Origin of the sequence: Streptomyces sp. NPDC127106 (assembly GCF_042677605.1) — a bacterium.
GTDB lineage: Bacteria > Actinomycetota > Actinomycetes > Streptomycetales > Streptomycetaceae > Streptomyces.
This window is the reverse complement of the sequence record NZ_JBHXTC010000023.1, coordinates 1-21,452: the sequence shown is the minus strand read 5'-3', so window position 1 is coordinate 21,452 and position 21,452 is coordinate 1. Positions and strand designations below refer to the sequence as shown.

Here is a 21,452-nt window from a genome sequence, read left to right as displayed (position 1 = left end):
GGCATTCTGCCCCCCGTCTGCCATAGTCGGAGGCACGGCTTCCCCATTGACCCGAGCGAAGTCGCCCCGCCGAGGATCACACCCCCTTCGATCCTCGGCGCACCCATGAAGCCCCCATGCGCCGCACTACGGCGGACGGGGGCTTCAGGCGTTCACGGGGCCGGTTCAGCGGTCGGCCACCCGCATCTCGAACCAGGTGATCTTGCCGCGGGGCAGCAGGTCGGCGCCCCAGCGGTCGGAGAGCTTGTCGACGAGGAAGAGGCCCCGGCCGGTGGTGTCCAGCTCGTGGACGGGCATCAGGCAGGGCAGCCCGCGCGAGGGGTCGCGCACCTCGACCCGGATCCAGCCGCGTCGCCGGTGCATCCGTAATCCGAAGGAGCGGGCCCCGGTGTGCCGGACCGCGTTCCCGACGAGCTCGGAGACGAGCAGGACGGTGTGCTCGGCCACCTGCGGGGAGAAGCCCCAGAAGCGGATCACCACGTACTGGGTGAGCCTGCGGGCCGTACCGGCCGACTCCGGCATGGACGGCAGCGTCACCTCCGCCTCGGCCGGATTCCCGTGCAACTCCAACGCGCGGAGACCCTGTTCGTCCTCCAGAGCCGCCGTCGGCCGCGCGGCGGAAGCGCTGCTGCGCTGCCGCGGCTGTTCCACACCCTCCAGGCCCGCCATGAACCCATCATGGACGGCCGGTAGACCCGTCCGGGCCGTTCCGCAGGAAAACACCCCTCGCGGCGGTGGCCCCCAAAGCACTGCTCTGGCATATGCGTTGGGCAATCGGACGCCGGCACAACCACGCTGATCTGCGGTGACACACTGCGCGGCGACGATCACCCGGAGTAGATCGCCGGTCCCCCTTAACCCTGCTTTAAGGCAGGGCTAATCCACTCCCACGGAGGACCGGCGAGAACCGGTCACGTCTCAGAGGAACTTGGCCTTGCCCGGGCCCTCCTCGACGAAGCTGCGCATGCCGCGCTCGCGGTCCTCGGTGGCGAACAGGCCCGCGAACCAGTTGCGTTCGATGGTCAGGCCCGTGTCGATGTCCGCCTCCAGGCCCGCGTCGACGCATTCCTTGGCGGCGCGCAGCGCAATGGCCGGGCCCTGGGCGAGCTTAGCGGCCCAGGCGTGCGCCTGCTCGTACACCTCGGCGGCGGGCACGACGCGGTCCACCAGGCCGAGGGCGAGCGCCTCTTCGGCCTTGACCATCCGGCCGGTGAAGATGAGGTCCTTGGCCTTGGAGGGGCCGATGAGCCGGGACAGCCGCTGGGTGCCGCCGGCACCCGGGATCAGGCCGAGCAGGATCTCGGGCTGGCCGAGCTTCGCGTTGTCGGCGGCGATGCGGTAGTCGGCGCACAGGGCCAGCTCGCAGCCGCCACCCAGGGCGTAGCCGGTGACGGCCGCGACGACCGGCTTGGGGATCCGGGCCACGGCGGTGAAGGCGTCCTGCAGCGCACGGGACCGGGCGACCATCGCCGCGTGGTCCATCGTCTGCATCTCCTTGATGTCCGCGCCGGCGGCGAACACCTTCTCCCCGCCGTAGATGATGACGGCGCGGACGTCGGACCGGTCGGTGGCCTCCGCCGCCAGCTCGCGCAGCCGGTCCTGGGTGGCGATGTCCAGGGCGTTCATGGGCGGCCGGTCCAGGCGGATGGTGCCGACGCCTTCGGAGACTTCGAGAGAGAGGGTCATACGGGGAAGGTTAGCCCCGGTTAACAGAAGTGGCCCGGTGCTGTGGGTCACAGCACCGGGCCGCTTCGGGACCGGTCCGACTACGCGGCGACGGGGACTACTTGATCCACTCCGCCCAGTCCATGTTCCAGCCGTTGAGGCCGTTGTCGGGAGCGATCTGCTTGTCCTTCGAGTTCTTCACGACGATCACGTCGCCGATCAGCGACTCGTTGAAGAACCAGGCGGCGGGCTGGTTGCCGTCGTTGCCGCCGCGGCTGTCCTTCAGCCCCACGCAGCCGTGGCTGACGTTGCTCGAACCGAAGGTGCTCGCCGGGGCCCAGTAGTTGCCGTGGACGAAGGTGCCCGAGTTCGACAGGCGCATGGCGTGCGGGACGTCCGGGATGTCGTACTCGCCGCCGAAGCCGACGGTCGCGCCGTTCATCCGGGTCACCTTGTACTTCTCGCTGATGACCATCTGACCGTTGTACGTGGTCGTCGACGGGGCACCCGCGGTGATCGGGACGTTCTTGATGACCTGGCCGTCGCGGACGACCTGCATGGTGTGCTCGGCCGCGTCGACCGTGGATACCTGCGAACGGCCGATGGTGAAGGTGACCGTACGGGTCTGCTTGCCGTACACGCCGGGCCGGCCCTCGACACCGTCGAGCGCGATCTTCACGGTGACCTTGGTGCCCGCGGCCCAGTACTTTTCCGGGCGGAAGTCGAGGCGGTCGTTGCCGAACCAGTGGCCCTCGATCGGGACCGACGGCTCGGCCGTGACCGTGATGGCCTTCTCGACGGCCTCGGTGTTGGTGATGCCGCGGGTGAAGTTGAACGACACCGGCATACCCACGCCGACGGTCTGGCCGTCCTCCGGCAGGTAGTGGCCGACGAAGGTGTTCTTCGGGGTGAGGGTGGTGAACGTGGTGTCCTTGGCGGACTCCCGGCCCGCCTCGTCCTTGGCGACGGCGTGCACCTTGTACTCGGTGGCCGCCGCCAGGTGGCGCAAGGGCTCCCAGCTCGTCCCGTCGGCGGCGAGCTTGCCCTCCACCGCATTGCCCTTGGTGTCGGCGACCGTCACCGTCGCGAGCTTGCCGCCCGTGCTCGTGATCTTCAGGACGCCGCTGGTCTCGACTTCCTTGGAGCCGTCGTCCGGCTTCACGCTGACGACGGCCTTCGACGCCTCGTTGCCGGCCTTGCTCCCCCCGGCGGCGCCGCCGTTGCCGGCCCCCGAACCGCCGCCCGAACCGCCGCCGCTGCACGCGCTGGTGAACAGCAGTGCCGCTCCCAGCAGGAGGGCCGGCAGACCGGTGCGGCGGGCGCGGCCGCGTATCGGCTGCAGGTTCACTCTTCTCTTCTCCCCATGTCCCCCGCGCGCGGACGCTCGCGCGCATGTCGACAGGAAATCACACGGAGGTATCACGAAGAGAAACGGTCATGTCACCGTTCCGTCCCAAGACGTACGGAGCGGCGGGGCGGGTCGTCAGCGGGGCCACTCCAGCCCCGGGAGGTCCAGGCCGGGCAGCTCGCCCCCGTCCTCGCCCTCGCCCTCGTCCTCGTCCTTGTCGCCCGGGTGGTCCTGGTCCTGGTTCTGGTCCTGGTCCTGGTTCTGGTTCTGGTCCCTGTCCCTGTCCTGGTCCTGGTCCCTGCCCGGGTGCTCCTTCTCCTCGTCCTTCCCCTCGTCCGTGTCCTTGTCCTTGTGCTTGCCCTTCTCCTTCTCCTTCTCCTTCTCCTTGTCGTTCTCGCCGTCCTCGTCCTTGCCCTGGTGGTCGCGGTCGTTGTGCAGCGTCACGTCGAGCGTCCCGCCCGGGGTGTTCGCGTCGAGCCGCAGCGGCCCGGTGACACGGTTCGCCGGGAGGGCGTAGTCCTCGGGCACGGCCGTCTCCCGCAGGTAGTACCAGCCCTCCTCCAGCCGCTCGAAGCCGCAGGTGCCCTCCGCGTCCGTGGCGCAGCCCGAGTGGACGAGGAGGTCCGCGCTACCCCCCTTGGTCTGCAGGCCCGCCGTGCCGTTCGTCTCCTTCCAGAGCTCGAACACGGCACCCCGCAGCGGCTGCCCCGTCTTGCGGTCCTTCTTCAGGAGCCGGATCCCGCCCCCGGTCTCCTCCCGGGTGTTGGGGACGGTCACCGTGACCCCGGCGGCCGCGTTGCCCTCGTTCAGGACGACGGTGACCACCGGCTGTTCGGGCAGCTCGTACCCGGTGGGGGCGGCGGTCTCGCGCCAGTGGTACGTGCCGACCGGGACCACCGCCTGGCAGCGGCCGTCCGCGCCGGTCACGCACGAGGCCCGGACGAGTTCGTCGCGGCCCGTGCCGTCCACCTGGAGGCCTTCGATGCCGTTCGTCTCCCGCCACAGCTGGAACGTCGCCCCCGCGAGGGAGGTGCGCTCGGCGTCGACCTTGCGGACGGCGACCGTGCCGGTGACCGGACCCGGCTCGCGGCAGTCGGGCAGGTGCCCGTTGAAGGGGTACGCGTGGAACTCCTGGCCGCCGCCCCCGGACCGGGAGCTGGTGTGCGTGACGGAGCCGGTGGTGAAGAAGCGGCCGTTGATGCCGGGGAGGGTGACGGTGGTCCGGGACGACTGCTCGCCCATCAGGAAACTGCCCTGGAACTGGCCCGTGCCGGTCAGGTTCACCGCGGTGGCGTCCGGGAAGTTCCACAGCAGCCGCTCGCGGTACGCGTTGAGCGGGTCGGTGTCGGCGATGCCGCCGCTGTAGGTGTTGAGGGTGCGGGTGGTGCCGAGGACGTTGACGAGGACGGTGGCACCGGCCGGGATCCCGGTGAAGCGGACGCCCTGCTGGTCGCCGGTGCGGCCCACCAGGTCGGCGTCGACGTTGAAGACCTGGAGGGGCGCCCTGTCGTCGCCGGTGAAGAGGGTCTCGTAGCCGTTGTTGGCGACGGTCCCGGTGGCGGGCCGCAGGTTCCGGCCGTCCGGGCGGGCGTAGCAGCGGCTGGCGGCGGTGAGCCGGTCGCGCAGGCCGGCGTACGGGGTGACGGCGGCGGCGTCCCGGACGGGGGTGCCGCTGACGGCACCGGTGAGCGTGCCTGCGTGCCGGACGACGCCGGTGTCGGCGAGCAGCCGCTCGCCCTCGGCCACGGTGACGTTGCCGCCGGTGGTGAGGAAAGCGGCGCCGGCGGGGGGCGGAACGAGCGATCCGGCGCCGACGACGCCCACGTTGTAGCGGCTGTCGGAGCCGGCTGCCTTGTCCTGGTCGAAGCTACCGAGGACGACGATCCGGCCCTCGGCCTCGGAAGCGCGTCCGCGGACCTGGAAGTCGCCGCCGACGAAGATGTTGACGCCGTTGTCACGGCCCTTGGGAATGCCGTCGCTGCCGATCGGCGGGTACGGGTCGGGGCAGGCGTTGCCGAGACAGGGGCCGAGGCCATCGGGCAGCGGTGCCCTGAGGGCGGCCGCGGCCGGGGCGGCGGTGCCGGGGGCGGACGCGCGGGCGTCAGCGGGCACCGCCGCGGCCAGGACGGCTCCGATCGCGAGCCCGAGGGCCCAGTTCCTTGCTGCCATGACGCTCCGTCTCCGTCGCCTGCGCCGAGGTGCGCTGAGGTGCCCTGACAGGCTGGAGGCAGGAGCTGGGCGGGGCGCGTGGGGACACTCCCCCGCTACGGCATTCCGATCACACGGATCACCCGTGCGGGCAGGGTCGGGCCGGTGCGCGGGGGTCGGCGGATCCGTACGCGGGGAAGCGGTTCCGGGTCAGGCGATGGCGGAGCCGGCCACCCAGTCGGCCCAGGACATGTTCCAGCCGCCGAGTCCGTTGTTCGGGGCCACCGTCTTGTCGGTCGAGTTGACGACCTCCACCACGTCCCCGACCAGGGTCCGGTCGAAGAACCAGCCGGCGGGGGTGTCCGAGCCGCCGCCCTTGTCGTCGCGGAGCCCGATGCAGCCGTGGCTGACGTTGGTGGTGCCGAAGGTGTCGGGGCTGGCCCAGTAGTTGCCGTGCAGGAAGGTCCCGGAGGTGGTCAGCCGCATGGCGTGCGGGACGTCGGGGATGTCGTACTCGCCGCCGAAGCCGACGGTCTGGCCGTTCATGCGGGTGACGTCGAACATCTCCGTCACCACCATCTTGCCGTTGTAGGTGGTGTTCTCGGGTGCGCCGGCGGTGATCGGGACGGTGGAGAGGAGCTGCCCGTCGCGGCGGACCTCCATGGTGTGCGCGGCCGCGTCCACGGTGGAGACCTGGGAGCGGCCGACGGTGAACCGGACGGTCTTGTCCTGGACGCCGTACGCGCCGGGGGCGCCCTGGACGTCGCGCAGCCGCATCCTGACGGAGACCTCGGTGCCGGGCTTCCAGTACTCCTTGGGCCGGAAGTCGAGGCGGTTGCGGCCGAACCAGTGGCCGGCGATCTCGACGGCCGGGTCGGCGGTGACGGTGATGGCCCGCTCCACCTCGGCCCGGTTCTCGATGGGCCGGCTGAAGTTGAACGAGACGATCATGCCGACGCCGACGGTGGAGCGGTTCTCGGGCTTGAAGTAGCCGATGAACCGCTCTCCGGGCACGTAGGTGGTGAACGTGGTGTGCCGGGCCTGGCGGCGGTCGTGGCCGTCGCGGGCCACCGCGTCGACGGTGTACTTGGCGGCGAGGGCGAGCTTGCCGGCCGCCGGGTCGGGGCTCCAGCTCAGGCCGTCGGGGGCGATGTGGCCGGGGACGCGCTCCTCCTGGGCGTCCTCCACCTTGGTGACCACGACCCGCTCCAGGCGCCCCTCGGGCACCCGGACGGTCAGCGGGCCGTCGGCCGGGACCCCCTTGGCGTTGTCCTCGGGAGTGATCCGGATGGCCTCCTGGGGCGACCGGGGTTTGCCGGGCAGCTGGATCTCGACCGGTGAGCGGCCGTCCTCGGTGCACCCGGCCAGGCCGCCCAGCAGGCACGCCCATGCCGTCACGGCGGCCCAGCCGGCCCCTGCCCGCCTCGTCACAAGTCTCACGCCCCCTCCAACGACCGGGCCCCCCGGGGGAAACGTGGCCGCGGGCCACGTTCCGGGGGGAACTGTCCGGGCAGAACAGTGAGAAGGACCAGACGGGGGCGGGACCGGGCCGGGACGCCCGGGCCGCACAGCCCTGCCCCCGCCGGTACCCAGGAGCCGTGGAGGCGGGCAGTGTCGAGCGCAGCCGAGAAAGAGGCGGTGGATGCCGCCGCCGTGGGGCCGGTCGAGGCCCCGGGCGTTGTCGCGCAGGGCCGGGAGCCGGTGCGGCGGGCCGCGCCGCCCGCAGGGCCCCCGGTGTGGCCGGGATCCTCGCACCCGCTGGGGGCGCGGTTCCGCGCCGGGCCGGACGGGACGGCGGGCACCAACTTCGCGCTGTGGGCGCAGGGCGCGGAGGCCGTGGAGGTCTGCCTGTTCGACGCGGACGGCGCCGAGACCCGGTGCGCGCTGACCGAGCTGACGCACGAGATCTGGCACGGATTCCTGCCGGGTGTGGGGCCCGGGCAGCGGTACGGGTTCCGGGTGCACGGCCGCTGGGACCCGTGGACGGGCGCCCGGTTCAATCCGGCGAAGCTGCTGCTGGACCCGTACGCGCGGGCCGTCGACGGCGACTTCGTACTGCCGCCGGAGGTGTACGGGCACGTCCGGGACTGGCCGCAGCAGTACATCGCGGACACGGTGCGCGACGACCGGGACTCGGCGCCGTCCGTGCCCAAGGGGGTGGTGGTCCACGATGACGACGACTGGGCGGACGACGTCCGGCCGAAGACCCCGTGGGCCGACTCGGTCATCTACGAGCTGCACGTGCGCGGGTTCACGATGCGCCATCCGGGGATCCCGCCCGAGCTGCGCGGGACGTACGCGGGCCTGGCCCACCCGGCGGCGGTCGAGCACCTGACCCGGCTCGGGGTGACCGCGGTCGAGTTGCTGCCGGTGCACCAGTTCGCGCACGAGGACCATCTGTTGCGCCGGGGGCTGCGGAACTACTGGGGCTACAACTCGATCGGCTACTTCGCCCCGCACGCCGGGTACTCCGCGTCCGGTACGGCCGGGCAGCAGGTCGGCGAGTTCAAGCGGATGGTGAAGGCGCTGCACGCGGCGGGGATCGAGGTCATCCTCGACGTGGTCTACAACCACACGGCGGAGGCGGGCGAGCTGGGCCCGACCCTGTCGCTGCGCGGCGTCGACAACCGCGGCTACTACCGGCTCCAGTCCGACCAGCGCCGCTACGCCGACTACACCGGCTGCGGGAACACCCTGCACGCGGGCCGCCCCCACGTCCTGCGCCTGATCACGGACTCGCTGCGCTACTGGGTGACGGAGATGGGGGTGGACGGCTTCCGCTTCGACCTGGCGGCGGCGCTGGCCCGGTCGATGCACGACGTGGACATGCTCTCGCCGTTCCTCGCGGTGATCGCCCAGGACCCGGTGCTCCGGCGGGTCAAGCTGATCGCCGAGCCGTGGGACGTCGGCTCGGGCGGCTACCAGGTGGGGGCCTTCCCGCCGCTGTGGACGGAGTGGAACGACCGCTACCGGGATGCGGTGCGGGACTTCTGGCGGGGCGCGCTGCCGGACGTACGGGACCTGGGGTACCGGCTGTCGGGGTCGAGCGACCTGTACGCGTGGGGCGGGCGGCGGCCCTACGCCTCGGTGAACTTCGTGACCGCCCACGACGGCTTCACCCTGCGCGACCTGGTGTCGTACGAGCGCAAGCACAACGAGGCCAACGGCGAGGCGGGCCGGGACGGGACGAACGACAACCGCTCGTGGAACTGCGGTGCGGAGGGCGAGACGGACGACGCCCGGATCCGCCGGCTGCGGCGGCGGCAGCTGCGCAACCTGCTGACCACGCTGCTGCTGTCCACGGGGGTGCCGATGCTGGTGGCGGGCGACGAGTTCGGGCGGACCCAGGACGGCAACAACAACGCGTACTGCCAGGACAACGAGACGGGCTGGGTGGACTGGTCGCTGCTGGACGATCCGGCCTGGCGGGAGCTGTGCACGCTGACCGCGCGGCTGGTGGCGCTGCGCCGGCAGCACCCGGTGCTGCGCCGGCGGGCGTTCTTCTCGGGCCGGGCGCAGGGCGCGGACGGCCTGCGGGACCTGGCCTGGTTCACCCCGGCGGGCGCCGAGATGACGGAGCGGGACTGGTACGCGCCGACCGCCGCTCTCGGCATGTACCTGTCGGGGCGGGACATCCCGGGGCGGGACGCGCAGGGGCGGCAGGTGGGCGACGACAGCTTCCTCGCGCTGCTGCACGCCGGGGACCGGCCGCTGTCGTGGGTGCTGCCGGGGCCACCGTGGGCGCGGGAGTACGAGTTGCTGTTGGACACCGCGCGGGAGGAGCAGGCCGCCCCGCCGGGCACCCGGCACCGCGGCGGGCAGACGCTCACGGTGCCGGCCCGGTCGGTGCTGCTGCTGCGGGTGGCGGACTGAGGCGCGGGTTCAGGCGGCGGTGACGAGCGGCTCGGCGGGGACCCGGAGGCGGGCCACCCGCAGCCAGCCCGCCGCGGCCTTGAGGGCGGAGCCCGCCGCCAGTCCCCAGGCCGCCCCGGTGACGCCGAAGGCCGCGTAGCCGCCGAGCAGGAACGCCACGGAGAGCAGGGAGAACACCACCTGGAGGGAGAGCGTGGCCTTCGGGGCGAGCACCCGCAGGGTGAGCAGGGCGCAGGTGCCCAGGCCCATGACCGCGTACTGCGCGCCGGTCGCCGGCAGCAGCGCGGCGGCCGCTCCCCAGGTGTCCCCGAGCAGCTGCCGGCCCATCGCGTCGGGCAGCGCGTACAGCACGGCCGCCCAGCCGGCGCCGAGGACCGCGAGCGAGGCGCCCGTCAGCAGGGTCAGCCGGACCACGCCCCGCTTGCCGGAGGCCCGGCCCACGACCGGCGGCCCAAACGCGTTCGCCGAGTTGAACAGCACGTTCAGCGGCCCGAACAGGGTGGTGGCGCCGCGCAGCGCACCCACCGCGAGCGGGGTCGCGAACACGCCGAGGCCCAGCACCGCGAGCTGGCTGGAGCCGTTGCCGACGGCGAACTCCACCACGAACCGCTGCCCGAGGTGGCCGCGCCGCAGGTAGGGGCGCAGGTCCGCCCGCGCCCCGCGGACGTACGGGCGGAGCAGCAGCAGGCCGAGCCCCAGCGCGGGGAGCGCGGACAGCCCCCACACCAGCACCAGTCGGCCCGGCGAGGCCCCTTCGGGCTGGGCGAGCAGGGCGCCGACGACGCACACGAGCCGCAGCGCGTCCGCGGCGAGGGCCCGCTCGGGCGTGCGCAGCGCGGAGAAGCAGTAGCGCAGGGCGTCCTGGACGAGGACGAGCGGCAGGACCAGGCCCAGGGCGAGGAAGGCCCACCCGACGGCGCCGGGCAGGGCCAGGCCGGCGGCGGCGAGGACCGCGCCGGCGGCGGCCGCGGCGGCTGCGGTGAACCCGACCGCCGAGCGGCACACGGCACCGAGCCGGTCACCGTCCTTCTCCAGGACCACGGTCTGGCCGACGTACGCCGTGTTCAGCCCGAGGAGCACGCTGAAGGCCACGTACACCATGGAGAAGTCGGCGAAGCCGGCCGCCGAGGACAGCCGGGCCGCCAGCACCAGCACGAGGATGTTGGTGGCGCTGGAGGCGGCCTGGTCCAGGACGGAGGAGACGGCGGCGAGGGCCCGCCGGCTCACCTGTTGCCCATGCGGACGGTGCGCAGGGCGACGGTGTCGGTGCCGTCGCCCGGGATGTGCTGGTCGTTCCCGGCCGGCTGCCGGGTGAGCGGCTGGGGCTGGGGCTGCTGCCGCCGGGGCGCGGGGGCGGGGGCCGGGGCCGGGGCCGGGGACCCGCCCTTGGACTTGACGCCGCGGCCGCGCTTCTCGACCGGCAGCGGGGCGTGCACGACGGCGCCGAGCACGGTGCCGCCGGCGCCGGTGATCAGCTCGCGGATCCGGGTCAGGTCGCTGCGGTGCACGGCGCGCGGGTCGCAGACGACGAGGACGCCGTCCACGCGGTCGACGAGGGCGAGGGCGTCGGCGTACGACAGGACGGGCGGGGCGAGCACCACGACGGTGGAGTTGGGCGAGTCGGCCTCGGAGATCAGCCGGGTGGCGCGCGGGGAGGTCAGCGCGCGGGCCACGTTGCGGACCCGGTCGCCGGGGATCAGGTCGAAGGCGCCGGACTCGCCGGCGTCCACGACGAGCTGGCGTCCGTCGGGCCAGTCGGAATCGCCCTGCGCGGGGGCGTCCGGCTGGCTCCAGCGCAGCCGGCCGCCGGCGTCGGTGGGCAGCTGGCTGGCCAGGACCGGGGTGCGCAGGTCGGCTTCGATGAGCAGGACGTCCTTGCCGGTCTCGGCGAAAGAGGCGGCCAGGTTCACGGCCACGGCGGCGGCGATCTCGCTGCTGCCGCGCGGGGCGACGACGAGGAGGCGGCGCCGGTCGGCGAAGCGGGAGTCGTAGGCGAGTCGGAAGGCGACCTGGCGGAACTCCTCCGCGAGGCGGGGGTCCTCCTCGCCGGCCGCGAGCAGCGGCCCGCCGGCGCTCTTGTCCCGCGGCAGGGAGCCCAGGACGGGGGCGCGCAGGGCCCGCGCGACGTCGCCCTCCGAGCGGGGTGCCGGGTCGAAGACGAGCCGGACCCAGGCGGCGAGGAGGCCGAGCGCGAGGCCCACGGCCGCGCCGAGGGCGAGGGACATGGGGATGCCGGGGCCGTCGCCGTCGCTGGGCGGGGTGGCGGCGCTGGTGATTCGGCCGGGGGTCATGTCCAGGGCCTGGAGCTTGGCGATGTTGCTGTTGAGCGTGTTGAGCTTGCTCTGCAGGTCGGTCTTGGAGGAGTAGGCGGTGTCGCGGGCCGGGCCGGCCGGCATGCCGTTGATCTGCTTGACGAGCTCGTCGAGCTGCTTGGCGACGGGGTCGCGCTGCTCCTGGTAGCCCTTGACCATCGTGTCGCGGGTGACGTCGAGCGATTCCTGCCGCTTGAGCAGGTAGGCGTTGGTCATCGCGTTGGCGCGCTTCGCGGCCTCCTTCGGGGAGGAGGCGGTGTAGGTGAAGCGCAGCACCATGGTCTGCGGCGGGTTGGTGACTTGGAGGCCGGCGCGCAGCTCGGCGAAGTCCTTCGAGGACACGCCGAGCTTCTTGGCGGCCTCGTTGGCGATGGAGCTGGAGAGCGCGACCTGGCGCTCCGAGCCGATGTTGATCGCCTTGTCGGGGGCGAGGCTCGGGTTGAACGGGTCGTCGGTGGGCGCGCGCAGCACCACGTCCGTGGTCGCGACGTAGGTGTCGGCGGTGGAGATGCCGAGGTAGACGCCGCCCAGCAGTCCGATGCCCAGGCCCGCGCCGATGAGCCGTCGGTAGCGCAGGAGCTGGCGGAACTGGTCCCGGAGGAGGTCGGGTTCGTCCTCGGCCGGGACCGCTGCGGGGCGGTGCGTCTCGATCACGGCTGCGGACCCCCAAGTGCTTCGTCTATCAGTGCGTCGATGCGGGCCAGGCCCGCGTCACGGCTCAGGTGGGCCGCCACGTGGCGGGGCCCGGCCGACCCCAGTGCGTCCGCGCCCTCGGGGTCCTCGGCGAGGACCCGTACGGCCTTCAACAGGGCCTCGGGGTCCTCCGGCGGTACGAGCACCCCGGCACCCGAACGTTCCACTTCCTGGGCGGTGCCGCCCTCCGCCGCCACGGAGGCGACGACGGGACGGCCGGCCTGGAAATAGGAGGTCAGTTTGGACGGCACGCTCATGTCGAGCACGGCCGCATGCTGTGTTACGGCGAGTACGTCCGCCGCCGCGAGGATATCCGGGAACTCTCCGTCGGCGGCAGGGGGGATGATGTCCAGGTTCGGGACGTCGGCCGACAGGGCTTCGAGGGCGGGGCGTTGACTGCCGTCGCCCATGAGGACGAAGCGGACGCTCGGGTCCAGGCGGGCCGCGCCGACGAGGACCTCCAGACCCTGCTTGAGGCCCATGTTGCCGGAGTGCAGCACGACGGTCTGGCCGGGTGCCCAGCCGAGGTGGTGGCGGGTCTCGCCGCGCGGCTTGGTCGGCTGGGGCACGTGGGACCAGTTGGGCACCAGGCGGATCTTCTTCGGGTCCACGCCCATGCCGACGACGCGGTCGACGAAGGTCTCGTGGATGACGCCGACGAGGGTGGCCCGCTTCAGGGCGTAGGCCTCCGCGCGGCCGGCGAGGGCGGCCGCCTTGTCGCCGCCGCTGATGCCGCTCTGTGCGGCGGCGGCGCCCATCAGGTCCTGGACGACCGGAACGAAGGGGACCTTCCACTTCGCGGCGAGGCGGGCGGCGAGCACGCCGCCGGCCAGGCTGGGCATCTGGGCCATGACCGCGTGCGGGCGGGGCATCCGGGGCGGGGCCGCGGCACCGTGAAGGAGAATCGATCCTTCGAACAGGGCGCGCTTCACGGCGGTCTGGACGGCGGGCACGGTGTGCGCGCGCCGGTGCACGGTGACTCCCGCGCGCCGCTCCGTGCGCCGCAGTGCGCCCTTGTACTCCGGTTCGAGCGCCCACGACGGGTAGTGCGGCATGCCGGCGAGGACGTGCGTCTCGTGGCCGATATCCGCCCAGTGCTCCGCGATCTGGGTGGCGTACGGACCGATTCCCGCGTGCTCGGGAGCGTAATTGGTGGAAACCAGCAGCAAGCGCCGGTGACCGGATGTGGACACGTGAGGTCCCCTTCTCCCCAGGATGATGCGCACGTCACCCTATTCGTTCACCGGCACGCCGCGGAACGTGCACGCTATTGTCTGCTAATCCACCACACCGGGGGGTGTGGTTGCTGGGGGGTAACTCATGACGGAGCAGGACATGTCCGCACTTGGCGCCGGCGCGCGCAGACCGTATCGAGTCGGCTACGCGCCGGGCGCGTACGATCTCTTCCACATCGGACATCTCAACATCCTTCGGCACGCCCGGAGTCAGTGCGACTACCTGGTGGCCGGCGTGGTCTCCGACGAGATGGCCGAGCGGGCGAAGGGGCGCCGCCCGATGATTCCGCTGGTGGAGCGTCTGGAGATCGTCCGCAGTGTGAAGTACGTGGACGCCGCGTTCGTCGAGACGGTCCCGGACAAGGTGGAGACCTGGAAGCAGGTCCGCTTCGACGTGCTCTTCAAGGGCGACGACTGGCGGGGCACCCCCAAGGGCGACAAGCTGGAGCGGGACTTCGCGGCCGTCGGCGTCGACGTCGTGTACTTCCCCTACACGGTGCACACGTCGAGCACCCAGCTGCGCCGGGCCCTGGACGCGCTCGCCGAACCGCCCGCGGAATCCGTCACCGCGGAACGGCGCTGAGCTCCCGGAACCACTTCGCGAGGAACGCCAGCAGGAACAGCGCCGCGACGGCGCCCAGACCGGCGTAGGCCCAGCGGAACAGCCCCCCGCCGCCGAGCAGCAGGAAGACCAGGCAGAACACCCCGTAGTCGACGGGCAGCAACGCCACCGCGCGCAGGGTCGACGGTGCGGCGGCGGGGCTGCCGGGGGCCGGCTTGGGCTTGAGCTTCTCGGTCAGCAGCCCGCCGAAGAAGGTGACGACCGCGGCGAACTGGAAGCCCAGCGGCACCAGCAGCCAGCCCGCGCCGCCCGTTCCGTACGCCTCGGGGAAACGGTAGAAGGCGATCAGCACGCAGGTGTGCAGCGCGGTCAGCTTGGCGCAGTCCACGACGTGGTCGAGCCACTCGCCGGCCGCGCTGCCCCCGCCCCGCAGCCGGGCGAGCTGCCCGTCGGCGGAGTCGAAGGCGAAGCCGACGGCCAGGGCCGCCCACACGGCGATCCCCAACCCCCAGGAGGGCGCGGCCAGGGCCACGGCGGCCACGGCGGCGAAGCTGAAGACGGCGCTGACGAGGGTCACCTGGTTCGGGGTCAGTCCGAGGACGTAGGAGGAGGCGGCCAGGTACCGTCCCGCGGGCCGGTTGACGAACCGCGAGTAGAGCGAAACCCCCTTCGCCGACTTCTGCGCCCCGCGCAACTCCCGCAGCGCGGCTCCGAAACGTGACATGCGTACCCCTGATCCCGGCGTCGGCACACGCGCACGGGCGAGGCACGTGTGTACGAGGGCCACATCATCGCAGGGCCAGGGCGGCCTCCCGTTCCCCCGGCCGCCGGCGGATGTCCGGAAGCAGCAGTACCCCGAGGTTGGCGACGGCAGTCAGCACGGCGGCGGCCAGCAGCGGCGCCGCCGTCCCCGTGACGCCCGCCAGCGGGGCGGCCACCGCCAGGCCCAGCGGGCGGGCCGCGAACGAGATGAGGGTGTCGAGGGAGCCGACCCGGCCCAGCGCCTCCAGCGGGATGCGGCGCTGCAACTCGGTCTCCCACAGGGGACTGAGCACCCCCAGCCCGAACATCGCCGTGCAGTACGCGGCCGCCGTCACCGCCACCGGCAGCCGCAGCGCGAGGGCGGCGAGCGGCAGGGCCTGCGCGGCGGCCCCGACGGCCACTGCGTGCAGCGGGCTGCGGATCGGGAGCCGGCCGGCCGCCCAGACCCCGGCGAGCATCCCTGCCGTGCCCGCCTGGGCGATGACGACCCAGGAGCCGGCCCCGCCCAGGCTCTCCACGGCGATCAGCGGCCCGAGGGTGAGCAGCAGTCCGGCCGCGAGGTGCCAGACCCCGTGGGCGAGGACATTGGCCAGGAACCAGGGGTGGCGCCGGGCCTCGACCCAGCCGCCCCGCAGTTCGGCGGCGAAGCCGGCCCGGGCCGCGGGGCCGGCGGCCGGGGCGGCGGCGGGCCGCAGTCCGCCGAGGGTGAGCGCGGAGGCGGCGAACAGGGCGGCGGTGAGGAGGGAGGACCAGCCGGCGCCGAGGGCCAGCATCATGCCGCCGGCCGCGGCGGGTCCGGCGATCTGGGCGAGCCCGCCGGCCACCGCCAGCCGGGAGTTGACGCGCAGCCGGTCCGGGGCCGGGACCACGGCGGCGACGAGGGCGCGGGCGGAGGGGGTGCCGAAGGCGACGCCGGCGCCGGTGACGGCGGCGAGCGCGGCGAGCCAGCCGATCCGCACGGGGCCGGCCATCAGCAGCAGTCCGGTGGCCGCCTGGGCGGCGGCGCGGACCAGGTCGGCGGCGAGCACGACCCGCCGGGCGGGGTGGCGGTCGGCGACGACACCGGCGACGGGCAGGAGGAGGAGCATCGGCAGCAGCTCGCTCGCGAGCACGATACCGAGGTCCGCGGCCGAACCGGTGCGCACGACGGCCAGGGTGAGGGTGGTGGGGATGAGGGCGGTGGCGAGGGCCGCGGCGGTACGGCCGGCGAGGAGCCGTCTGAGGGGCGAGGTCACGACGGAGAGGGTATTTCGCCAGCGAATCCTTCGTCAACGAAATATACGCTCGGGGGTGCGATACTGCCGGCATGGACGCAGTGGACCCCGAGGACTCAGTCGACCGCCACATCGCCCGCTGGAGCGGCAAGGTGCCCTTCGACGTGCCCACCGAGGGGGTCATCACCCGGATCCAACTGCTCGCCAAGCACGTCAAGTACGGCAAGGAGCGGGCCCTGGCCGAGACCGGTCTGCAGGAGTTCGAGTTCGAGACCATGCACCGGCTCGCCTCCCGCGGCGCGCCCTGGCGGGCGCCCTCCGGCGAGCTCGCCGCCGAACTGTTGCTCTCCCCCGCAGGGATGACCGGCCGCCTCGACAGCCTGGAAAGGGCCGGGCTGATCCGCCGGGTGCGCGCCGCGGGCGACCGCCGCCGGGTCGACGTCGAGCTGACCGACACCGGCCACGAGCGGTGGAGCGAGGCCATGCACTGGCGGGGCGTCGCCGAAGCGGAGATGGTCGAGCCCCTCGACGACGCGGAGCGCGCCGCGCTCTCGGCCCTCCTCAAGCGGATGCTGCTGCACGTCGAGTCGAAGTGACCGGCCCACCCGACCCGGTGACCCCGCGGTGACCGGCCCGGCGGCCGGCCCGGTGACCGGCCCGGCGGCCGGCCCGGTGACCGGCCCGGCGGCCGGACCACCCGCCGCTCAGCGCAGGGTGGTGGACTTGTCCGTCCGGTACGTCGCCACGAGCGCCAGGCACAGCGCCGCGATCGCCACCCGGCCCGAGGCCTGGAGCAGCGGCCCGCGCAGCAGGATGAACGAGTACCCGGCCACCAGCGGGACGACCACCGAGATCAGGCTCCCCGAAGGCGCCCGGCGGGTGGCCCGCTTGGCGTAGCGACGGTCCACGCGCGCGGCCGCGTACCCCATGCCCAGCAGCCCCGCGCCCATGCCGAGGGGCCCGAAGTCGATCCACAGCTCCGCCCAGATCGGGGAGGAGAGGTTGGTGTTGACCGTGCCCATCCACTGGCCGACCATCACACCGGTGTCCCTCGGCTTCCCCGGCCAGACCGACCGCGGCACCGCGAAGAACACCGATCCCGCGAGCTGCTGACCGTAGAAGTGACCGGGCCCGGACTCGGAGAAGGTGATCGTGTTCGCGAACATGCCGATCTGGTCGTAGTCCTTGAGGGCCAGCGGCTCCAGGAACGAGGTCGTCTCGACCGGCTTGTAGTTCTTCTCGTCGTACCGGAAGCGGTCCGCGAAGGGGAAGAGCAGCAGGGCCACCACCACCGCCATCGACAGGGCGACCCGGTACATCGCGGCGCTCACCGGGAAGACGGTGAAGAGCAGCGCGAACATGACCGTCAGGAACCAGTAGCGCGGGTTCGAGACGGGGTTGTTGACGATCAGGTTCAGCACGCACAGCGCCCCCCAGGCCACGATGACCGAGACCTTGCGGCGGGCGTACTTCGAAGTGATCAGCCAGCGCGTGTACAGCAGCAGGGCGAGCAGCGCCGGCACGGTGCCGAAGCCGCGCAGGAACGCCTGGCCGGCCTGGCCGTCACCGTTGGAGACGCCCGCCTCCTCGATGCCCGCGATGATCTCCTGACGGCTGGAGAAGAACACCGCCGGGCCGCCGAGCTTGAGGATGAACACGCCGCTGCACAGGAAGGCCAGCACGGTCAGCAGTTGCAGCCGGCGCCGGTGCGCCATGGCCGGGCGGCGCTCCTTGCGGGAGCCGCCCGCCCGTCCCGCGGGCCGGTGGCGGGCCAGCAGCACGCCGACGTCGAAGGCGGTGCAGCCGAGCAGGACCAGACCGATGGCCAGGGTGAGGTCGGAGCGGGGGCCGACGACCGGGGTCGGCACCCGGCCCAGGACCGCCTGGGCGAGCGGGGCCACCCCCATCGCCATGTACACGAAGAGCCAGAAGGAGCCCTGGAGCAGCTTGCGGCGGCTGGTCAGCACCATCGCCGAGAGCCGGGCGCCCGCGTACATGGTGAGCAGGAGCTGGAGCCAGAAGGCCGCGTCGCGCTGGCCGTCGCCGGACTGGCTGGCGACGAACAGCGGCAGGAAGACGGTGAAGCCGAGGATGAGCGGGACCGACAGCGCACGGGAGAGCAGCGTGCGGGGGCTGGTGACCCGGCCCCAGCGGTTCGCGTCCGCCTCCTCGAAGGGGTTGCGGGCCTCCGGCCGGAACGCCGCCAGGAGGGGGTTGCGCATCTCCGTTGCCACTGCTGCCCCCACCCCATGTGCCTGGTCCGCGCGCAGTCTAGTCTGAGCGGGCCGCGCCGGGGCGGCGCGGCCGGGGCGGAACGACGAGGGGCAACCGTTGCGTGATCTACCTGCCTTCACGCTGGCCGGGTACGACAAGGGGCGCGGGCTGCTGACCCAGGCGCTCTGGTTCGCCGTGATGAACACGGTGTTCATGGCGTGGTTCTGCCCGGCCCGGCTGCGGGTGGCGCTGCTGCGCGCGTTCGGCGCGCGGATCGGCGAGGGCGTCCTCATACGCCACCGGGTGCGGGTGCTGTGGCCGTGGAAGCTCACCGTCGGCGACCACACGTGGATCGGCGAGGGGGCCTGGCTGCTCAACCTGGAGCCGGTCACCATCGGGGCGAACGTGTGCATCTCGCAGGAGGCCATGCTGTGCACGGGCTCCCACGACCACCGCGCCGCGGACTTCCGCTACCGCAACGCGCCCGTCACCGTCGAGGACGGCGCCTGGGTGGCGGTACGGGCGACCGTGCTGGCCGGGGTCACGGTGGGCCGCTGCGCGGTGGCGGGCGCCGGAGCGGTGGTCCACAAGGACCTTCCCGCACTGACCCTGCAGACCCTGGACGGGCAGCGCCGCCCGGTGGAGGAGCCGAAGTGAGAGTCCTGCACGCCGTCACCCTGCACTCCCCCTCGCACGCCTTCGGCGGACCGGTGCGGGTCGCGCTCAACCTCGCCAAGGGGCTGCGGGCGCGCGGCCACGAGGCCGGCCTGGTGGCCCTCGGCGAAGGCTTCGGCGACCCCTGGCCCACCTCGGTCGAGGGCGTCCCCGCACGGCTGTTCCCGGCCCGCCGGCTGCTCCCCCTCGGCTTCAGCGGCATCACCTCGCCGGCCCTGCTGGCCTCGGCCGGGCGCCTCGTACGGGACGCCGACGTGGTCCACGTCCACCTGGCCCGGGACCTGGTCACGCTGCCCGTGGCCCTGGCGGCGCTGCGCGCCGGGCGGCCCCTCGTGCTCCAGACCCACGGCATGGTGGACCCGAGCGGCAAACTGCTCGCCAAGGTCCTCGACGCGCTGGCCGTACGGCGGCTGCTGCGCGGTGCGGACGCGGTCCTCCACCTCACCCCGTACGAGCGCGACGGGCTCGACGCCGTCGTCGGCGGGCCGCTGCCCGGCGCGGTCCGGCTCGTCAACGGCACCCCGGCACAGGACGCCCGCCCGGCCCCGAGCGGCCCGCCGCGCATCCTGTACTCGGCCCGCCTGCAGGCCCGCAAGCGGCCGGTGGACTTCGTCGACGCCGCCCCGGCCGTCCTGACCGTGCACCCGGACGCCGAGTTCGTGGTCGCGGGACCCGACGAGGGCGAGCGGGCCGCCGTCCTCGCCCGCATCGCGGAGCTCGGCCTGGCGGACCGGTTCACCGTTCCGGGCGCGCTGTCCGGCGCCGAAGTACAGGCCGAACTGCGGCGGGCCCACGTGTACGTGCTGCCGTCGGTGGACGAGCCGTTCCCGATGTCGGTGCTGGAGGCCCTCGCCGTCGGCGTCCCGACGGTGGTGACCCGTTCCAACGGGCTGGCCAAGGACGTCGCCGCGGCCGGAGCCGGCCACGCGGTCGAGCCGGGGCCCTCGGGCGTGGCCGCGGCGGTGCTCTCCCTGCTGGAGCCGGCGGCGAACGCGGCCGCCTCCCGGGCGGCGCGGAACCTGGCCGCGGAGTCCTTCTCGATGGACGCGGTCCTCGACACCCTGCTGCCCGTCTACGAGACCGCACTGCGCCGCTGAACCGCCGGCCGTTGTCGGTGGCCCGCCCTAGCCTGGGCCCATGGGGATCTACGTGGTGGACGTGGAAGCGGCCGAATGGGCGAACGGGGAGGTCTACGGACCCCTCGGTGCCGCCCTCGACGAGGAGTTGACGCGGCGGGGGCTGGACCCTTTCACCCCCGCCGCCGCAACGGAGCCGGAGCCTGAGCCGGAGCCGGACGCAGGCGGCGGGCTGTTGGGCCGGTTCGGCCGGCGGAACCGGCCGGTGCGGCCGGTGCGGCCGGAGGTCCCGCCCGACCGGTTCGAGGAGAAGGTGAACCGGTCGTACGGCGGCCTGGAGTCCCTGTGCCGGGCGCAGCCGGCCGCCTGGCGGTGCGAGGAGGCCCTGCTGGACTGGGACGTGCTGATACCGGTCGACTTCCACGGCGTCATCGAACTGCCGGTCTCGGCGGAGCTCGGCGGCGACGGGGCCCGGGTCCGCAGTGCGCACCGCACCGCCGAGGCGGGCCGGCGACTGGCCGGGGTGCTGGGGCTACCGGACCGGGTGCCGCGGGACGGCGGGAACCTCGCGCTGACGGGCTGGTTCGCCGACCTGGACGCGCAGCAGGCCGCCGCCCACGGTGCCGGCCCCTGGCTCGAAGACCTGGACGCGGCCTACTTCACCGCGCTGTACCTGGGGGCCGCGGAGCACGCGCTGCGGCGCGGCTGCGCCATCGCCTACTGCTGACGAGCCGGGTTCCCGCGCCCCAGAACGATCGGAGCCGCCCGCTGGTCCGCCCCGGCCGGTACCCCTTCCGGCCGGGGGCTGCCCGTCGCGTACGAGGTGCGCGAGCGGTACCTGCCCAGCAGATGAAACCCGCACGCGGCAGCGCCCCCGCGGTTCCGGTGGGCCGGGTTCGCGGGGGCGCTGGGCGGGGTGCGGGTTACGCCGGGATCCAGGCGTAGCAGCCGGTGGAGGTGAACTCCGCCGCGCCGGCCGGGATCGCGGCCGTGATCTTGTCGCCCGGCTTCGGGGCGGTCTCCGGGCCGGAGGCCAGCACCGCGCCGTCCTTGCCCTTGACCTGCCAGGTGCAGCCCGTGCTCTGGGTCAGCGCCCGGTAGCTGCCCTGCGCGGGCGCCGGGCGGGTGCCGTCCGGGAAGCCCTTCTCGGCGGCGGCCAGGATCGGCTTCTGCTCCGGGCACAGGTGGTTGATCGCGTTCGTCGCGTCGGGGATCTCGCCGGCGATGACGGCCCCGGTCGCCGCGTCCTTGTCGCGCTTGGCCGTGCGCTCCACCCGCTGGCAGGACTCCTGCCCGGTCTGCAGGAAGGCCGCCGGGTCCATCTTCTCGGGCACCCGGCCGCTGAGGTACTTCTTCTCCTTGTCCGTGAAACTGCCCGTCTTCGGGGTGAGCTTCGCGTCCGGGAGGACGGGGCCCGTCGGCTTCGCGCCCGGCGAGGGGGGCGTCCCGGTGGCGTCCGCCGGGTCCGGAACCGACGAGGCGGCCGGCGGCTTGGGCTTGGCGGCCTCGTCGGACCTGCCGTCGCCGCCGGAGCTGCAGGCGGTCAGGGTCAGGGCTGCGGCCAGCAGAACAGCAGCCGCGGCGGAGCGTCGGTACATCAGGAGGGCTCCTGTACTTGCCGGTTGTTCGGGGGAGGCGGAGCGGGCGCGGGGCCCGGCCGTGAGAGGCCGGGCCC

Annotated in this window: 18 protein-coding genes; 6 read left to right on the top strand and 12 right to left on the bottom strand. The window is 73.3% G+C overall.

Annotated elements, in window-relative coordinates; genetic code table 11:
* Window positions 1-165: 165 nt before the first annotated feature.
* The 5 genes from ACFVGY_RS20205 to ACFVGY_RS20185 all read right to left on the bottom strand — a co-directional run bounded on the left by ACFVGY_RS20205 (window position 166) and on the right by ACFVGY_RS20185 (window position 6,592).
* Window positions 166-669 carry an ATP-binding protein gene (locus ACFVGY_RS20205; RefSeq protein WP_385679124.1) on the bottom strand — a complete coding sequence of 168 codons (504 nt, stop codon included), beginning with the start codon at window positions 667-669 and terminating at the stop codon, window positions 166-168.
* Between the two features lie 249 nt (window positions 670-918).
* Entirely contained in the window at window positions 919-1,686 is a 768-nt protein-coding gene (locus ACFVGY_RS20200) for an enoyl-CoA hydratase/isomerase family protein (protein WP_385679121.1), read from the bottom strand.
* Between the two features lie 97 nt (window positions 1,687-1,783).
* Window positions 1,784-3,007, bottom strand: a complete 1,224-nt coding sequence (locus tag ACFVGY_RS20195) for an Ig-like domain-containing protein (protein ID WP_385679349.1) — start codon at window positions 3,005-3,007, stop codon at window positions 1,784-1,786.
* 141 nt (window positions 3,008-3,148) lie between these two features.
* A complete protein-coding gene (locus ACFVGY_RS20190; RefSeq protein WP_385679118.1) occupies window positions 3,149-5,182 on the bottom strand; it encodes a choice-of-anchor A family protein in 2,034 nt (677 codons plus the stop codon).
* A 189-nt stretch (window positions 5,183-5,371) separates the two neighbouring features.
* Complete coding sequence (locus ACFVGY_RS20185; protein ID WP_385679347.1) at window positions 5,372-6,592, bottom strand: Ig-like domain-containing protein; 1,221 nt, start codon at window positions 6,590-6,592, stop codon at window positions 5,372-5,374.
* Between the two features lie 180 nt (window positions 6,593-6,772).
* Here ACFVGY_RS20185 and glgX point away from each other — a divergent pair, with 180 nt between their 5' ends.
* Entirely contained in the window at window positions 6,773-9,034 is a 2,262-nt protein-coding gene (glgX, locus tag ACFVGY_RS20180) for a glycogen debranching protein GlgX (protein WP_385679116.1), read from the top strand.
* 9 nt (window positions 9,035-9,043) lie between these two features.
* On the opposite strand, the gene ACFVGY_RS20175 is transcribed toward glgX, so the two are convergent.
* From ACFVGY_RS20175 to ACFVGY_RS20165, 3 genes are read right to left on the bottom strand one after another with little or no spacing between them, the layout of a single operon-like run.
* Complete coding sequence (locus ACFVGY_RS20175; protein ID WP_385679113.1) at window positions 9,044-10,261, bottom strand: hypothetical protein; 1,218 nt, start codon at window positions 10,259-10,261, stop codon at window positions 9,044-9,046.
* On the bottom strand, window positions 10,258-12,000 hold the full coding sequence (locus tag ACFVGY_RS20170; protein ID WP_385679110.1) for a lipopolysaccharide biosynthesis protein: 1,743 nt from the start codon (window positions 11,998-12,000) through the stop codon (window positions 10,258-10,260). Before ACFVGY_RS20170 ends, ACFVGY_RS20175 begins: the two co-directional genes overlap by 4 nt.
* Window positions 11,997-13,202 carry a glycosyltransferase gene (locus ACFVGY_RS20165; RefSeq protein WP_385679344.1) on the bottom strand — a complete coding sequence of 402 codons (1,206 nt, stop codon included), beginning with the start codon at window positions 13,200-13,202 and terminating at the stop codon, window positions 11,997-11,999. Before ACFVGY_RS20165 ends, ACFVGY_RS20170 begins: the two co-directional genes overlap by 4 nt.
* Before the next feature lie 172 nt (window positions 13,203-13,374).
* On the opposite strand from ACFVGY_RS20165, the gene ACFVGY_RS20160 reads away from it, so the two are divergent.
* Window positions 13,375-13,857 carry an adenylyltransferase/cytidyltransferase family protein gene (locus ACFVGY_RS20160; RefSeq protein ID WP_385679107.1) on the top strand — a complete coding sequence of 161 codons (483 nt, stop codon included), beginning with the start codon at window positions 13,375-13,377 and terminating at the stop codon, window positions 13,855-13,857.
* Here the strand turns inward: ACFVGY_RS20160 and ACFVGY_RS20155 are convergent.
* Window positions 13,838-14,560, bottom strand: a complete 723-nt coding sequence (locus tag ACFVGY_RS20155) for a CDP-alcohol phosphatidyltransferase family protein (RefSeq protein WP_385679104.1) — start codon at window positions 14,558-14,560, stop codon at window positions 13,838-13,840. The two genes, ACFVGY_RS20160 and ACFVGY_RS20155, sit on opposite strands and share 20 nt — an antisense overlap.
* A gap of 64 nt (window positions 14,561-14,624) precedes the next feature.
* On the bottom strand, window positions 14,625-15,833 hold the full coding sequence (locus ACFVGY_RS20150; protein WP_385679101.1) for an MFS transporter: 1,209 nt from the start codon (window positions 15,831-15,833) through the stop codon (window positions 14,625-14,627).
* A gap of 71 nt (window positions 15,834-15,904) precedes the next feature.
* On the opposite strand from ACFVGY_RS20150, the gene ACFVGY_RS20145 reads away from it, so the two are divergent.
* Window positions 15,905-16,408, top strand: coding sequence for a MarR family winged helix-turn-helix transcriptional regulator (locus ACFVGY_RS20145; protein WP_385679098.1), 504 nt, complete (start codon window positions 15,905-15,907; stop codon window positions 16,406-16,408).
* A 108-nt stretch (window positions 16,409-16,516) separates the two neighbouring features.
* On the opposite strand, the gene ACFVGY_RS20140 is transcribed toward ACFVGY_RS20145, so the two are convergent.
* Window positions 16,517-18,034: a hypothetical protein gene (locus tag ACFVGY_RS20140; protein ID WP_385679095.1), complete on the bottom strand. Its 1,518-nt coding sequence runs from the start codon at window positions 18,032-18,034 to the stop codon at window positions 16,517-16,519.
* A gap of 109 nt (window positions 18,035-18,143) precedes the next feature.
* Between ACFVGY_RS20140 and ACFVGY_RS20135 the strand changes: the two genes are divergently transcribed.
* The 3 genes from ACFVGY_RS20135 to ACFVGY_RS20125 are packed head-to-tail and all read left to right on the top strand — an operon-like array spanning window position 18,144 to window position 20,504.
* Window positions 18,144-18,683 (top strand): WcaF family extracellular polysaccharide biosynthesis acetyltransferase, encoded by a 540-nt coding sequence (locus tag ACFVGY_RS20135; protein ID WP_385679092.1) that lies wholly within the window; start codon window positions 18,144-18,146, stop codon window positions 18,681-18,683.
* Window positions 18,680-19,798, top strand: coding sequence for a glycosyltransferase (locus ACFVGY_RS20130; protein ID WP_385679089.1), 1,119 nt, complete (start codon window positions 18,680-18,682; stop codon window positions 19,796-19,798). Before ACFVGY_RS20135 ends, ACFVGY_RS20130 begins: the two co-directional genes overlap by 4 nt.
* Window positions 19,799-19,838: 40 nt before the next feature.
* On the top strand, window positions 19,839-20,504 hold the full coding sequence (locus tag ACFVGY_RS20125) for a hypothetical protein (RefSeq protein WP_385679086.1): 666 nt from the start codon (window positions 19,839-19,841) through the stop codon (window positions 20,502-20,504).
* A 196-nt stretch (window positions 20,505-20,700) separates the two neighbouring features.
* Here the strand turns inward: ACFVGY_RS20125 and ACFVGY_RS20120 are convergent, their stop codons facing one another.
* Window positions 20,701-21,375 carry a hypothetical protein gene (locus tag ACFVGY_RS20120; protein WP_385679083.1) on the bottom strand — a complete coding sequence of 225 codons (675 nt, stop codon included), beginning with the start codon at window positions 21,373-21,375 and terminating at the stop codon, window positions 20,701-20,703.
* Window positions 21,376-21,452 lie beyond the last annotated feature (77 nt).